The 13403-nt window shown below is 65.6% G+C and carries 13 protein-coding genes; 4 read left to right on the top strand and 9 right to left on the bottom strand.

The window, feature by feature from the left end:
* Nucleotides 1-70 precede the first annotated feature (70 nt).
* From ACVOLI_RS00860 to ACVOLI_RS00840, 5 genes are all read right to left on the bottom strand, one after another.
* Nucleotides 71-982, bottom strand: a complete 912-nt coding sequence (locus tag ACVOLI_RS00860; protein WP_481533167.1) for a DUF2167 domain-containing protein — start codon at nt 980-982, stop codon at nt 71-73.
* A gap of 86 nt (nt 983-1068) precedes the next feature.
* Nucleotides 1069-1608 (bottom strand): gamma carbonic anhydrase family protein, encoded by a 540-nt coding sequence (locus tag ACVOLI_RS00855; RefSeq protein ID WP_481533129.1) that lies wholly within the window; start codon nt 1606-1608, stop codon nt 1069-1071.
* 64 nt (nt 1609-1672) lie between these two features.
* Nucleotides 1673-2491, bottom strand: coding sequence for a nucleotidyltransferase domain-containing protein (locus tag ACVOLI_RS00850; protein WP_481533128.1), 819 nt, complete (start codon nt 2489-2491; stop codon nt 1673-1675).
* A 224-nt stretch (nt 2492-2715) separates the two neighbouring features.
* Nucleotides 2716-4605, bottom strand: a complete 1890-nt coding sequence (gene mnmG / locus ACVOLI_RS00845) for a tRNA uridine-5-carboxymethylaminomethyl(34) synthesis enzyme MnmG (protein ID WP_481533127.1) — start codon at nt 4603-4605, stop codon at nt 2716-2718.
* Between the two features lie 490 nt (nt 4606-5095).
* Complete coding sequence (locus ACVOLI_RS00840) at nt 5096-5710, bottom strand: hypothetical protein (protein WP_481533126.1); 615 nt, start codon at nt 5708-5710, stop codon at nt 5096-5098.
* A gap of 144 nt (nt 5711-5854) precedes the next feature.
* Here ACVOLI_RS00840 and ACVOLI_RS00835 point away from each other — a divergent pair, with 144 nt between their 5' ends.
* Nucleotides 5855-6817, top strand: a complete 963-nt coding sequence (locus ACVOLI_RS00835; protein ID WP_481533125.1) for a pyridoxal-phosphate dependent enzyme — start codon at nt 5855-5857, stop codon at nt 6815-6817.
* The gene (locus tag ACVOLI_RS00830; RefSeq protein ID WP_282267903.1) at nt 6814-7422 is read left to right on the top strand and encodes a YdcF family protein; all 609 of its coding nucleotides are present in this window, start codon (nt 6814-6816) and stop codon (nt 7420-7422) included. Before ACVOLI_RS00835 ends, ACVOLI_RS00830 begins: the two co-directional genes overlap by 4 nt.
* Nucleotides 7423-7653: 231 nt before the next feature.
* Here the strand turns inward: ACVOLI_RS00830 and bioC are convergent, their stop codons facing one another.
* From bioC to bioB, 4 genes are all read right to left on the bottom strand, one after another.
* Nucleotides 7654-8541: a malonyl-ACP O-methyltransferase BioC gene (gene bioC / locus ACVOLI_RS00825; protein WP_481533124.1), complete on the bottom strand. Its 888-nt coding sequence runs from the start codon at nt 8539-8541 to the stop codon at nt 7654-7656.
* A gap of 99 nt (nt 8542-8640) precedes the next feature.
* Nucleotides 8641-9408 carry a pimeloyl-ACP methyl ester esterase BioH gene (bioH, locus tag ACVOLI_RS00820; RefSeq protein WP_481533123.1) on the bottom strand — a complete coding sequence of 256 codons (768 nt, stop codon included), beginning with the start codon at nt 9406-9408 and terminating at the stop codon, nt 8641-8643.
* Nucleotides 9409-9425: 17 nt separating this feature from the next.
* On the bottom strand, nt 9426-10634 hold the full coding sequence (gene bioF, locus ACVOLI_RS00815; RefSeq protein WP_282267899.1) for an 8-amino-7-oxononanoate synthase: 1209 nt from the start codon (nt 10632-10634) through the stop codon (nt 9426-9428).
* Between the two features lie 90 nt (nt 10635-10724).
* Nucleotides 10725-11753 carry a biotin synthase BioB gene (bioB, locus tag ACVOLI_RS00810; protein ID WP_481513442.1) on the bottom strand — a complete coding sequence of 343 codons (1029 nt, stop codon included), beginning with the start codon at nt 11751-11753 and terminating at the stop codon, nt 10725-10727.
* A 73-nt stretch (nt 11754-11826) separates the two neighbouring features.
* Here bioB and ACVOLI_RS00805 point away from each other — a divergent pair, with 73 nt between their 5' ends.
* Both ACVOLI_RS00805 and ACVOLI_RS00800 read left to right on the top strand, forming a co-directional pair.
* Nucleotides 11827-12528 carry a ComF family protein gene (locus tag ACVOLI_RS00805; protein ID WP_481533122.1) on the top strand — a complete coding sequence of 234 codons (702 nt, stop codon included), beginning with the start codon at nt 11827-11829 and terminating at the stop codon, nt 12526-12528.
* 140 nt (nt 12529-12668) lie between these two features.
* Nucleotides 12669-13250, top strand: coding sequence for an HdeD family acid-resistance protein (locus tag ACVOLI_RS00800; protein WP_481533121.1), 582 nt, complete (start codon nt 12669-12671; stop codon nt 13248-13250).
* The last annotated feature ends 153 nt before the right edge of the window (nt 13251-13403 follow it).

Raw genomic sequence — 13403 nt, 5'->3', positions numbered from 1 at the left:
CTGACTTTAGCTGGCGGCAGCAGGAAAACCCAGCCCGCCGGTGGCAGCGGCAGGCCGGGTGGGGCGGGTTTCAGCGCACGGTGCGGTTGTCGTCGCCACGCACGAACAGCTTCCTGATCGCACCGCCGAGGAACAGCACGCCGATCAGCAGCAGTTTCCAGAACTTGGCCAGCAGCAGGCCGAGCTTGGCAAACAGCCCGGCTTTGGCCGCCAAGCCACCGCCGATCAGGGTAGCCACGCCATAGGCGGCGACCTTGTCGGTGCTGGGGTTGTGATCGGCATAACGTGCGCCCTGGTCGAACTCGGCCATTGGCAGCAGCTTGTCCATGCCCTCGCGTACCAGTGCCAGTTCCGACATTCCCGAGACGGCATTCAAGCTCAGGTAGCCATGCCGGCCGAGCACGCGGATGTCGTAGTTGAGGGTGTGATCGGGCTGGTCGTTGAAGGCCAGCTCGCGTGCCCAGTAGAGCTTCTTGCTGCCTGCCTCGTAGCGGGGCGGCACCGCCCAGCCCACCAGGTCGAGCGAGCCATAGCCTGCCTTGATGCGCTCCGGGTTGCTGTCGCGGGTCTCGGCCTGCATGGTCTTGAGCAGGTCGGCGTAGTCGATCTTGCTGGCATCTTCGTCGGACACGTAGCCATCGTCGGACCAGGTCACCACCACCGCCCAGCTGTCCTGCTCGCTCAAGCTCGGGCTGCGCGGCACGATCATGCCCAGCACGCTGTCATCGGGCGGGTTGCCCCACATGTCTTCCAGTACCCGGCGCGCATCAGCCTTGTCCAGATAGCGGAACTCGTCATTCAAATTGAAGTGGGCCCGTGCCTCGGGTACCTCGATCTGCCCGCTGCGGAACTGCAGCGACTGCTCGAACTGCTCCGCACTCATGCCCTCTTCTTGCTGGGCAGCGTCCTGGGCGGAGGCGGAAAAGCAAACCACGCACAGCAGTGCCACAGCCGCCAACAGGCGCTGCGCCACGTTTTTCATCGACTTCATGTCAAACCCTCAAAGGCGTCCCCACGCCGGGCCGGCAGTGTGCACCCGCAGGGGGCTTGCCGACAATGCCTGCTGGCTCAGCCCTGCATGCCGCGGTATTGATCCTTGACCCTGACGTAATGGTCGGCCGAATAGCGCAGGCCCTCGATGTCCTTCTCGCTGAGCTGGCGCATCAGCCGTGCCGGGTTGCCGGCCCACAACTCGCCACTGCGCACCAGCTTGCCCGGTCCGACCACCGCACCGGCGGCGATGAAGGCATTGGCCTCGATGACCGCGCCATCGAGGATGCACGCGCCCATGCCGATCAGGCAGTAATCGCCAATGGTGCAGGCATGGATGATGCAGCCGTGGCCGACAGTAACGCCCTCGCCGATCAGCGTCGGGTAGCCGCCCTTGTTGTAAGGACTTTCGTGGCTGACATGGATGATGGTGCCGTCCTGCACATTGGTGCGTGCACCGATGCGGACGTAGTTCACATCACCGCGGATCACCGTACCCGGCCACACCGACGCATCATCGCCAATCTGCACATCACCGATGATGGTGCAGGTTTCGTCGATATAGACGCGCTCGCCGAGGGTGGGGGTTTTATCCAGGAAGGGGCGCAGTGCGGGCATGGTGATCGCCTCGGGGAACGAATTTGGCAAGCAACATCATAGTCGCTGTTGCCAGTGTGAGATCTCAACGCGGTGCGTGGGCAATGAGCATTTGTCTGAAAAGTCCGTCAAGCGCGTTGGCGTCACCTTGGCCTGCGGTCAACAGGGGCGGTGTATTGCTACGCCGCGCAAGCTCGGCATCAATGTAGTCGCTGATGAGGGCGATGCGAGGGCCATCGGCTACCTCTGCGCTGCGCCGCTTTGTCACCAGCAGTTGATCAATGGCGTTGCGCACCTTGCCCTCGGGGAGCAGGCGATCGAGCAGGTCCTCAAAAGCCATGGGCGGCGGTGTGGGTTCGTTCTCTATCCATTGACAGGCGAGCAACGGCCGCAACACGTAAAGGTATTTCTTGGTGCGTACCCGCTCACCTTTCAGATAGCCGCGATGATTGGCGCTGGCCATGTTGAAGTAATGCCACCAGCTGCCCAGGGGCGAGTGAAACTGCTGTACCGCGGCTTGCAGTTCTGAGATTGCCTGAGCGTCACCTCGATAGTGGATGGGTGAGCGCAGCCACTCGGACAGGGTTGGGTTGGACTTGGAGACCAGGCGCAATGCTTTGCGCAGGTCCCAGCCGCTGATATCCAGCTCGTCGTCGATGGGCAGCTCGATCACATCGCGTTGTGCTTCGCCCGGGCCGGTCCGTTCATTGACGCTCAGGTACCACGGCTGGCGATGGACGTAGATGAAGCGGGCATCGTAGTCGCTGTCCGGCGACGAGAATCCCCAGCCGCGACTGCCGGATTCGCAGGCCATCAACACGCGTACATCGTGCTGGCGTTCGATCTGTTCCAGCGCGGCGAGTACGGCTTGGCGTTTTTCCGGGTCGATCGGATGAATGTCCATATTCTGCGGCTCCTTTAGCGGGAGACGCAGTCTAGTCAGGGTGCGCGCGAAAGGCACCCCTCCCCAACCCTCCCCTCCGCCTTCGGCGCAAGGGAGGGAGCTGTTTCGCGTGTTCTCTCAGCTGGCGGAGCGCCGCTTCTGCCCCCTCCCTTGCGCGAAGCGCAGGGGAGGGCTGGGGAGGGGTTGCTCTTAAGCCCCCGCCACCAAAATCTCCAATCAAAAACTCAAGCCACCTTGCCGCGTCGCGCCCGCTCCAGATGTACCAGCAGCAGGGAAATCGCTGCCGGCGTCATGCCTGGAATGCGCTGTGCCTGACCGATGGTCTGCGGACGCACGCGCTCCAGTTTCTGCAATGCCTCGGCAGACAAGCCACGCACCGAGGCGAAGTCGAAGCCTTCGACAATCGCAGTGTTCTCGTGCCGCTGCTGGCGTTCGATTTCTTCGCGTTGGCGGTCCAGGTAGCCGGCGTACTTGACGCTGATCTCCACCTGCTCGGCCACGCGCGCATCGGCGACGCCCGGTCCGAGTGAGGGCACCTGCATCAGCTTGGCGTAGTCCAGTTCCGGGCGTTTGATCAGGTCCAGCACATTGGTTTCGCGGCTGACTGCCACGCCGGTGGATTCGGCGACTTCGCGGCCCAGTGCATTGCCCGGCGTTGCCCAGATGCCACGCAGGCGCGCGCTCTCGCTGGCAACGGCGGTCTGCTTGGTTTCGAACGCGGACCAGCGGCGATCATCGACCAGGCCCAGCTTGCGGCCGGTCGGGGTCAGGCGGGTGTCGGCATTGTCTTCGCGCAGCTGCAGCCGGTATTCGGCGCGACTGGTGAACATGCGGTAGGGCTCGCTGGTGCCGTGGGTGATCAGGTCGTCGACCAGCACGCCGATATAGGCTTCGTCGCGACGTGGGCACCAGCCGTCCTTGCCCTGCACGAGCAAGGCGGCGTTGATGCCTGCCAACAAGCCCTGCGCACCGGCTTCTTCATAGCCTGTGGTGCCGTTGATCTGGCCGGCGAAGAACAGGCCATTGACCTGGCGGGTTTCCAGCGTGTTCTTCAGGCCGCGAGGGTCGAAGAAGTCGTATTCGATGGCGTAGCCTGGGCGGGTGATGTGCGCCTGCTCGAAGCCACGGATGCTGCGTACCAGCTCCAGCTGCACGTCGAACGGCAGCGAGGTGGAAATGCCGTTGGGATAGATCTCCACCACGTCCAGGCCTTCGGGCTCGACGAAGATCTGGTGGCTGTCCTTCTCGGCGAAACGCACCACCTTGTCTTCGATCGACGGGCAGTAACGCGGGCCGATGCCTTCGATCTGGCCGCTGTACAGCGGCGAGCGGTGCAGTGCGCCACGGATGATGTCGTGGGTGCGTTCGCTGGTATGGGTGATCCAGCAGCTGACCTGCTGCGGATGCTCGCTGACATCGCCGAGGTAGGACATCACCGGCAGCGGGTCGTCGCCGGGCTGCTCGTCCATCACGCTGTAATCCAGCGAACGGCCGTCGATGCGCGGCGGAGTGCCGGTCTTCAGGCGATCAATGACGAACGGGCGCTCGCGCAGGCGCGCGGCCAGCGTGGTCGCCGGCGGGTCGCCCATGCGGCCTGCGGTGTATTGGGTTTCGCCGATATGGATCTTGCCGGCCAGGAAGGTGCCGGCGGTGAGCACGACTGCAACAGCGTGGAAGGTCAGTCCGGTCTGGGTGATGGCGCCACGCACGGCGTCGCCTTCAATCACCAGATCATCGACGGCTGCCTGGAACACGGTCAGGTTCGGCTGCGACTCGACGATGCCGCGGATCGCCATCCGGTACAGGTTGCGGTCGGCCTGGCAGCGGGTGGCGCGCACGGCCGGGCCCTTGGAGGCATTGAGTGTGCGCCACTGGATGCCGGCGCGATCGGCGGCATGCGCCATCGCTCCGCCGAGCGCATCGATCTCCTTGACCAGGTGACCCTTGCCAATGCCGCCGATGGCCGGGTTGCAGCTCATCGCGCCGACGGTTTCGACGTTGTGGGTCAGTAGCAGGGTGCGGGCGCCGCCGCGCGCTGCAGCCAGCGCCGCCTCGGTGCCGGCGTGGCCGCCGCCAATGACGATGACGTCGTAACGGTAGAAGGAGTCGCTCATGGGCGTGAGATCGGTCAGAAAGTGTGAAGTCCGTCAGATGGGTATTTCCCACGATGTGACGGCGTATGTGGTGATTTTACTGCCAAGCGCAATCAGGTACGCATCAACCCTAAAGTTGGCACGCAACCTGCAGTTAATACATTGCACCCAACGTGGCATGCGACATAGGCGCAACAAGGTCGGAATTGGAACAGGGGCCGACCGAAGCGTACGTTGGGGTAGCAGGGGCCGGTAGTCGGGGGACTACCGGCCTTGCAGTCCAGCAGGGCCCGCCTTGGCGGGAAAGCGTTGAAAGACAAAGCCCCGGCCTAGGCCGGGGCTTTGTCTTTATTAGGCGCCGATGTCCGACAGGGCCGGAACAGGGGGGATCCAGATTTCCTGGCGGACATCGACATTGAACTGTCTGGGCGGGACCGGTTGGGTCACTAAGCGACGCAAGCGGTCACCCGTAGGGCCAAGAATGCCTGCATTTGCGCCAATTGCAACCTTTTTATCGTTCCTGGATGCGAGCGCCGTTCGGTTGCCGGGTTTGTGACGGCTGTCGGGCCGGCATCGGCCGTGCCTGAATAGCCGGACGCGCTGCAGGCTGAGGCCGCTGCATCGCCTGCTGCATGGGCTGGGCGCGCTGCATTGGCTGGTTGTTGGCACGCGGCGGCGGCCGGCTCAGATTGTCCAGATTGCGCCACGGCGATTTGTTGCCGCCGCCGTTCACCGGCGGTGGTGGTCGGGTCGGCCGGCCGTCATTGCCGCCGTTGCCCGGCGGGCGTGGGCGGTTGCCACCATGGTTGTGATCGCCGTCTCCGCCCGGGCGCGGGCCGTTGCCATGGCCGGGCGGACGCGGACCATTGCCGTGATACGGCGGGCGCGGGCGGTTGTAGTTGGGGCGGTAGACCGGGTAGCCGTAGTTGCCGTAGCCGTAATAGCCACTGCCATAGCCGTAACCGCCGTAGCCGTAGCCACTGTTCGGATAGCCATAGGGATAGCTGTACTGCACCGAGGGAGCGCCGTGGTAATAGCCGCCCGAACCGCCGCCTACGTAGTCGTACGTGGCACAGCCAGACAGGCCCAACAGCAGGCCGGTGGAAACAATCAGGCGCTTGATCATGAGAAATCCCCCCCTCGTGGGTATGGCAGCCAGCTTCGGGCCACGGCGTTGAATCGGCCCTTAATTCGCATCTACATGGCTGAACATACAACGTGTGCGCAGATGAGATGGTCGCAGGCCCGGGGCCTGGGCTAACCTTTCACCATGAATGAACTTCCTTTGCCCGGATTTGCCGAGGTTCTGGCAGCAGCGGCGCGGATTGCCGCCCATGCGACGGTCACCCCGGTGCTGCGCTCACGCACGCTGGATGCACTGGCCGGCGCCAGCCTGCACTTCAAGGCCGAACACCTGCAGCGCAGCGGCGCGTTCAAGTTCCGCGGGGCCTGCAACGCGGTGTGGTCGCTGGATGTGGAGCATGCCAGTCACGGTGTGGTGACACATTCCTCCGGCAACCACGGTGCCGCACTGGCCTTGGCGGCGCGCTCGCGCGGGGTTCCCTGCCATGTAGTGGTGCCCGAGGGTGCGGTGGCGGCCAAGCTGGCCAATATCGAACGCAACCAGGCCACCCTCTGGCGCTGTGCACCCACCCAGGCCGCGCGCGAAGCCGAGTGCCTGCGTGTGCAGCGCGAAACCGGGGCGACCCTGGTTCACCCTTATACCGACCCGCGGGTCATCGCCGGGCAGGGCACCGCCGTGCTCGAACTGATTCGCCAGGCCGGAACGCAACTGGATGTACTGGTCGTGCCGGTAGGCGGTGGTGGATTGGCCGCAGGCACCCTGCTGGCGATGCAGCAGCTGCTGCCGAACTGCGAGCTGGTACTGGCCGAGCCGGCCGGGGCTGCCGACACCGCGCGTTCGCTGGCGGCGGGTGAGCGCTTGATCGATTTCGTGCCCGACACACTGTGCGATGGCCTGCGCGGCGCACTGGGCGCGCCCAATTTCGAGCTGCTGCACGGCGCGGCACAGGTGATCAGCGTGGACGACGCCGATACCGTGGCCGCGATGCGCTTGATCTGGCAGGTGATGAAGCAGACCGTCGAACCGTCCTCGGCGATCACCCTGGCGGCCGTGCTGTCCCAGCCGCAGCGTTTTGCCGGGCGCACGGTGGGGCTGGTGTTGTCCGGTGGCAATGTGGACCTGGATGCCTTGCCCTGGGTGCAGGCATGAAGGCAGCTGTTCGGCGCACAGGGTTGATGGGCTGGGTGTGGCGCTTGTGTGTGTTGCTGCTGTTGTGGCTGCTGGGCGTGGCGGCGTGGATCATCTGGGTAGGTGACCGTGACCAGGCCGCACCTGCCGATGCCATCATCGTGCTCGGTGCTGCGGCGTATGACGCCAAGCCTTCGCCGGTATTTGAAGAGCGCATCCGCCATGGCCTGGACCTGTACCGGCAGGGCTATGCACCGAAGTTGATTTTCACCGGCGGCTTTGGCGGTACGGGCGCGCGTTTTTCCGAATCACAGGTGGCGCGGCGTTATGCGCTGAAGCAGAAGGTTCCGGGCAAGGACATCCTGATCGAAACCCGCTCGCGCACCACCCGGCAGAATCTGGTTGAAGCCAAGCAGGTCATGGCCAAGCACGACATGCACAAGGTGATCGTGGTCAGCGACCCGCTGCACATGGCGCGCGCGTTGCGTCTATCGAAGGAGTTGGGGATCGATGCGCTGGCGTCATCCACACCAAGCACGCGCTTCCGCAGCTTCCACACCAGCTGGCGTTTCCTGCTGCAGGAAGTGTATTTCTTCCACCGCGACCTGTTTGTAAAAGGGGCTTGAGCGGCCCGGCATCAGCTCCCCGTTCTTGTGGGAGCGGCGTGAGCCGCGAAGCTGGTGCACTGTCCGCTGGATTGTCTGCAAGGGCCCTGCCGAGCATGGCTCGGCACTACGGCTTTAGCCCCTCTCCCGCCTGCGGGAGAGGGGTTGGGGTGAGGGCAGTCTTTCGCTGGTAAAGCCCCTGCCGAGCATGGCTCGGCACTACGGAGCAGCACCTGCCCCTGTCCCGAATCCTTATTCCTGCGTCTTCCGCCGAATCGGAATGGCCGACAGCGGCACGCTCGCCACGTCCTGCCCCTGCTCACGGATCGGTGCGCCCGGTGCCGGTGCCCAGGCATGCGCATACACCACTTCCCAGCTGCTCGGCAGCTTGCCGTCAGCGCGACGCATCGGCTCGTAAGCATCGCGTGCTGCCGCAAAACGGCTGCGCCCGGTCAGCGTGTGGCGACGGTTGTGCATGGCGTTGGTGGCGCCAATGGCCTTGAGTTCGCGCATCAGCGTTGGCAGGTCGTCGTAGGTCAGGGTGAACATGTCGCGGTCCAGTACCGGATCGCGGAAGCCAGCCATCATCAAGGCGTCACCGAACTGGGCGATCTGCACGAAGTGGCTTACATGCGAAGTGTCATCGGCCTGCGCAAATGCCTGGCGCAGTTCCACCAGCGTGTCGTGGGCAAACGTTGAACAGACCAGCAGGCCATTGGGCTTGAGCACGCGGCGGAAGCCGGCAAATACCGCCGGCAGGTCTTCCACCCACTGCAGGCACAGGTTGCTGTAGATCACGTCGACGCTGTTGTCGGCCAGCGGCAGGGCGCGGGCATCGGCGCAGACACGCGAGAACGGGCGCCACCAGCCAGCCTGTTTCTTGGCCTCGGCCAACATCGGCAGGGCCAGGTCCAGCGCGATCACCTGTGCCTTGGGCCAGCGCTTCTTCATCGCCGCGGTGGCATGGGCCGGGCCGCTGCCCACGTCCAACACCACCTGCGGCTGCCGGTCTTCCAGGTAGTCCAGCGACTCCAGCAGGCGCTTGGCCACTTCCTGCTGCAGCACGGCGGCGGCGTGGTAGCTGCTGGCGGCGCGCGAGAAGGCGCGGCGGACGTGTTTGGGATCGAACAGAGAAGACATGGCGGTGATTCGGTTTCGTGATTCGGGATGGGAAGCGCTGCGGTGCTCAGGCAGCCGACGACATCATCGGCCAGCCAGCACCAATGGCCGCGTAACCGCTCACGCGCAGCCAGCAACGAACTGTTGCAGCAGCCCGGCAACGTGATCGGCGTGGCCGAGGAACGGGGCGTGGCCGCCACCGTCGATGGTGTGGGCGTTGTGCAGGCCTGCCGGCGCCAGTGCGGCGGCCTGGTGCATGGCCTTGGACGGCACCAGCCGGTCGCGCTGGCCGCCTATCCACAGGCCGGGTTTGTGCAGGCTGGGCAGGCTGCCGCGCAGGTCGCTGCGCTCCAGCAGGGCCAGACCTTCGTGCAGGGCGCGGGGGGCCGGTTCGCCGCGTTCGACCAGCGCATCGCGCAGGGTGCGCAGTTCGCTGCGGGCGTGCTGCGAGCCCATCACGTCCAGGGCGAGGAAGCGCTCCAGGGTGCCGCGGTAGTCCTGTTCCAGATCGCGGCCGAACTGCTCGAACACCACCGGCTCCACCGCATCTGGCCAGTCGGCGTCGCGGACGAAGCGTGGCGTCGCTGCCAGCATTGTCAGCCCGCGCACCTGCGGCAGCGTGGCCGCGCCGTGCAGGGCGACCAGCCCGCCCAGCGACCAGCCGCACCACACCGCTACCGGGGTGGCGCTGGCGATGGCATTGACCAGGTAGGGCAAGCGCAAGGGTGTGGCGTCGTCGCGGCTGTGGCCATGCCCGGGCAGGTCGACCACGTGCAGCTCGAAGTGCGGCGCCAGCCGTTCCACCAGCGGCGCGAAGATGCCGCCATGCAGTGCCCAGCCGTGGATCAGGACCAATGCCGGGCCGCTGCCGGTGACGTGGATATGCATGGCGTTACAACCGGTTCTCAGGCAACAGTGTTCAGGGACTTCTGGTACAGCACCACGTCGCGGGCCTTGGCGATGGCGTCCACCAGCGCCTTGACCTGCTCGAGGGTATGCAGCGCGGACAAGGTCACGCGCAGGCGCGCCTTGCCTTCGGGCACGGTCGGCGGACGGATCGCGCTGACCAGGAAGCCGGACTGCTCCAGCGTCGCCGACAAGGCCATCACCGTCGCTTCGTCGCCGCACAGCAGCGGTTGGATCGGGGTTTCCGAGGCCATCAGCTCCAGCCCGTTGCGGCGCGCGCCCTCGCGGAAGCTGGCGATCAGTTCGGTGAGCTTGTCGCGGCGCCAATGGTCGCGACGCGCCAGCTTCACCGCTGCCAGCGAGGCGGCCGCCTGTGCCGCCGGCAGGGCGGTGGTGTAGATGTAGGGGCGTGCGGTTTCGGCCAGGTGCTGGATCAGCGCGTCTTCGCCCACAACCACCGCGCCGTGGCTGCCCAGTGCCTTGCCCAGGGTGGCCAGCTGCAGCGGAACCTCCTTCACGCCCAGGCCGGCGTCGGCGACGCAGCCGCGGCCGTGTTCGCCGATCACACCAATGCCGTGGGCGTCGTCCACATAGAACAGCGCCTCCTGCATGCGTGCCACCAGCGACAGTGAGCGCAGCGGGGCGATGTCACCATCCATGCTGAAGACGCCGTCGGTGACCAGCATGGCGGCGCCGTCGGCGGTGTTCTTGAGCTGGCGCATGGCGCCTTCGCTGTCCAGGTGCGGATAGCGGCGCAGGCGGCAGCCGGCCAGGCGGCTGGCATCAAGCAGGCTGGCGTGGTTGAGCCGGTCCTGCACGCAGATGTCGGTTTCTTCGCTCAGCAGCGCCTGCTGCACGGCCAGGTTGGCCATGAAGCCGCTGTCGAACAGCAGGGCGCGCGGATAGCCGAGCCAGTCGGCCATCTCGCGTTCCAGCTGCTCATGCACGCTGTGGTGGCCACAGACCAGGTGCGAGGCGGTGCTGCCGGCGCCTTCGCGGCCGGCGGCGTCCTGCAGCGCGGCGATCACCTCGAACTGTTGCGACAGGCCGAGGTAGTCATTGCTGCAGAAGCCGGTCAACCAGCGCCCGTCCAGTTCCAAACGCACCCCGTCACGGCGGCTGATGCTGCGCCTGGTGCGGATGCGGCCCTGGGCAAGCCGCAGCTTGCGCTGGGCGTGGATGCGGTCGTGGATGTCAGGACGGGCCATGGCAAGGTTCATGGTCAAGCGGGCGGCTAGCGTACCCGGTTGCCTGTAAGAATGCCCCAAGCGGCGCCCCGGTGCGGGGCGCCGGTGGGCTCAGGCGCTGCGGGCGCAGAGCGGGGCGATATCCAGGTGCACGGTACCGGGATGGTCGTGGTCGTCGGCGTCCACATGGACCTGCATCGGGCTGATGCCGAGGCGGGCGAACAGGGCTTGGTCGCGCTCGGTGTCCGGGTTGCCGGTGGTCAGCAGCTTTTCGCCGTAGAAGATGGAGTTGGCGCCAGCCAGGAAGCACAGCGCCTGCAGCTCATCGCTCATGCTCTCGCGGCCGGCTGACAGCCGCACCATCGAGCGCGGCATCACGATGCGGGCCACGGCGATCATGCGCACGAACTCGAACGGGTCCAGCTCGGCGCTGCCGTGCAACGGGGTACCGGCGACCTGCACCAGGCGGTTGATCGGCACCGAGTCCGGGTGCGCCGGCAGGTTGGCCAGCGCCTGCAGCAGGCCGGCGCGGTGCTCGCGGGTTTCACCCATGCCGACGATGCCGCCGCAGCAGGTCTTCATGCCGGCGTTGCGCACGTGCTCCAGCGTGTCCAGGCGGTCCTGGTACTGGCGGGTATGGATGATGGAGTCGTAGTAATCCGGCGCGGTGTCCAGATTGTGGTTGTAGTAGTCCAGCCCGGCGTCCTTCAGCGCCTGCGCCTGGTGGCCCTCGAGCATGCCCAGGGTGGCGCAGGTCTCCAGGCCCAGCGACTTCACCTCGCGGATCATCGCCGCGACCTTGGGGATGTCACGGTCCTTGGGCGAGCGCCAGGCCGCACCCATGCAGAAGCGCGAGGCGCCAGCCTGCTTGGCGGCGCGGGCACGGGCCACCACGCTGTCGGTGTCCATCAGCTTCTGCGCGTCCACGCCGGTGTCATAGCGCTGGGCCTGCGGGCAGTAGGCGCAGTCTTCCGGGCAACCGCCGGTCTTGACCGAGAGCAGGGTGGAGACCTGTACCTGCGCCGGGTCGAAGTGCTGGCGATGCACGCTGGCGGCGCGGTGCAGCAGCTCGGGGAAGGGCAGTTCGAGCAGGGACAGCAGCTCTTCGCGCTTCCAGTCGTGGCGGATGACGGTGGACATCGGTGTTACCTGACAGATGGGGCGATGGAAGCGGCGCAGTCTGGTCAGCATACACATTGCTGTCAACCATCAAATGAAGAGTCTGGTTTACAGGGTCGGGGGCGGGCTATCGGCCTTGCTGTTCCCGCCGCGCTGCCTGGTCTGCGGGGAGGACGGTGTGCCGGGGCGGGACCTGTGCCTGGCCTGCGGCGCCGGATTGCCTTGGCAACATGCCGCTTGCTGGCGTTGTGCGCTGCCGTTGCCGGGTACCGACGCGGATGGGTTGTGCGGTGCCTGCCAGCGCTCACGCTCGCCCTTGCAGGCAGTGCAGGCGGCATTTACCTACAACGCGCCGATCGATGGCCTGCTACTGCGCTTCAAGTTTCACCATGATCTCAGCGCTGGGCGTTTGCTGTCAGCGCTGATGCTGGATGCATTGCGCGCTGCCGAGCGCCCGCAGGCGATCGTGCCGGTGCCGCTGCATCTGTCGCGGCTGCGTCAGCGCGGCTATGACCAGACCTGGGAGCTGGCCAAGCCGCTGGCGCGCGCGCTGCAGCTACCGTTGTGCCGGGGCCTGCATCGGCGCCGTTCCACCCAGCCACAATCGGAGCTGGATGCGATGGAGCGCAAACGCAACCTGCGTGGCGCCTTCATTGCGGTGGGGCAGTTGCCGGCACATGTGGTTCTGTTGGATGACGTGATGACCACCGGTGCCACCTTGCATGCGGCAGCGCTCACACTACACCGCGCCGGTGTCCAGCGGGTGGATGCCTGGGTCTGTGCGCGGGTGCCGTGAGCGCTGGTATGCCTGCAAGGCCGCGCCTGCGTTGCAACTGGCTTGAAACACCGGATGTCATCTCTACATGCCATGACTACGGCTATGGGCCTAGACTGGGATCGAAAGGCCTTATACCTGTTCAACATGAGGAGACAGACATGGGTGCTTCCCCGGGTTTTCCTGCTGGATCGCTGTTTGGCACATTGACGCGCAACTGGTGGGTGCTGCTGCTGTTCGGCCTGTTTGCGGTGATATTCGGCGTGCTGGCGGTGATGGCGCCGGTGCGCACCGCAGCTGTCCTGGCGTGGTGGCTTGGCATCATGGCCATTGTTGAAGGCGTGGTGGTGCTGCTCTCGGCCTTCAGCGGCTCGGCACCGGTCTCGCGCGGTTGGGCGCTGTTCTATGCGCTGGCTTCCATCGCCTTTGGCGTGCTGGCGGTGATCAATCCGCTGGCAACGGCGAGCGTACTGCTGCTGTTCCTGGCCGCCTGGCTGGTGGTTGGCGGTATCTACCGCATCGTGTTCGCCATCCGCGTGCGCAAGCAGATCAGTGGCGAGTGGATGCTGATTGTCAGCGGCCTGCTGGCGGTGGCATTGGGCGTGATGTTCGCGTTGAACCCGATTGCGGGCCTGGCAGTGACCTCGCTGTGGATCGGTGTGCTGGCCTTGATCTACGGCGTGCTGCAGATAATTGCAGCGTTCCGCCTGCGTTCGCTGGGGAAGAGCATCGGCGCGGTCTAATGCTGTTTGTAGGAGCGGCGTAAGCCGCGAAGCAGACAGTCCATCAGATCCAAGAAAGACTGCGCCATCCGACATTGTGGGCTTCGCGGCTTACGCCGCTCCTACAAAGGGTCAACGGCACGGCAACAACGAAACGGCCCGCACTGCGGGCCG

The organism is Stenotrophomonas sp. STEN029, from assembly GCF_056760015.1.
This window is presented reverse-complemented; position numbering and strand designations above follow the sequence as displayed.

Bases quoted from the DNA above. Each gene is read 5' to 3' on its own strand.
- ACVOLI_RS00840 (WP_481533126.1), bottom strand. From the start codon at position 5,710: ATGATCAAGCGCCTGATTGTTTCCACCGGCCTGCTGTTGGGCCTGTCT.
- ACVOLI_RS00830 (WP_282267903.1), top strand. From the start codon at position 6,814: ATGAAGGCAGCTGTTCGGCGCACAGGGTTGATGGGCTGGGTGTGGCGC.
- bioC (WP_481533124.1), bottom strand. From the start codon at position 8,541: ATGTCTTCTCTGTTCGATCCCAAACACGTCCGCCGCGCCTTCTCGCGC.
- ACVOLI_RS00855 (WP_481533129.1), bottom strand. From the start codon at position 1,608: ATGCCCGCACTGCGCCCCTTCCTGGATAAAACCCCCACCCTCGGCGAG.
- bioF (WP_282267899.1), bottom strand. From the start codon at position 10,634: ATGGCCCGTCCTGACATCCACGACCGCATCCACGCCCAGCGCAAGCTG.
- bioH (WP_481533123.1), bottom strand. From the start codon at position 9,408: ATGCATATCCACGTCACCGGCAGCGGCCCGGCATTGGTCCTGATCCAC.
- ACVOLI_RS00800 (WP_481533121.1), top strand. From the start codon at position 12,669: ATGGGTGCTTCCCCGGGTTTTCCTGCTGGATCGCTGTTTGGCACATTG.
- bioB (WP_481513442.1), bottom strand. From the start codon at position 11,753: ATGTCCACCGTCATCCGCCACGACTGGAAGCGCGAAGAGCTGCTGTCC.
- ACVOLI_RS00850 (WP_481533128.1), bottom strand. From the start codon at position 2,491: ATGGACATTCATCCGATCGACCCGGAAAAACGCCAAGCCGTACTCGCC.
- mnmG (WP_481533127.1), bottom strand. From the start codon at position 4,605: ATGAGCGACTCCTTCTACCGTTACGACGTCATCGTCATTGGCGGCGGC.
- ACVOLI_RS00835 (WP_481533125.1), top strand. From the start codon at position 5,855: ATGAATGAACTTCCTTTGCCCGGATTTGCCGAGGTTCTGGCAGCAGCG.
- ACVOLI_RS00860 (WP_481533167.1), bottom strand. From the start codon at position 982: ATGAAAAACGTGGCGCAGCGCCTGTTGGCGGCTGTGGCACTGCTGTGC.
- ACVOLI_RS00805 (WP_481533122.1), top strand. From the start codon at position 11,827: ATGAAGAGTCTGGTTTACAGGGTCGGGGGCGGGCTATCGGCCTTGCTG.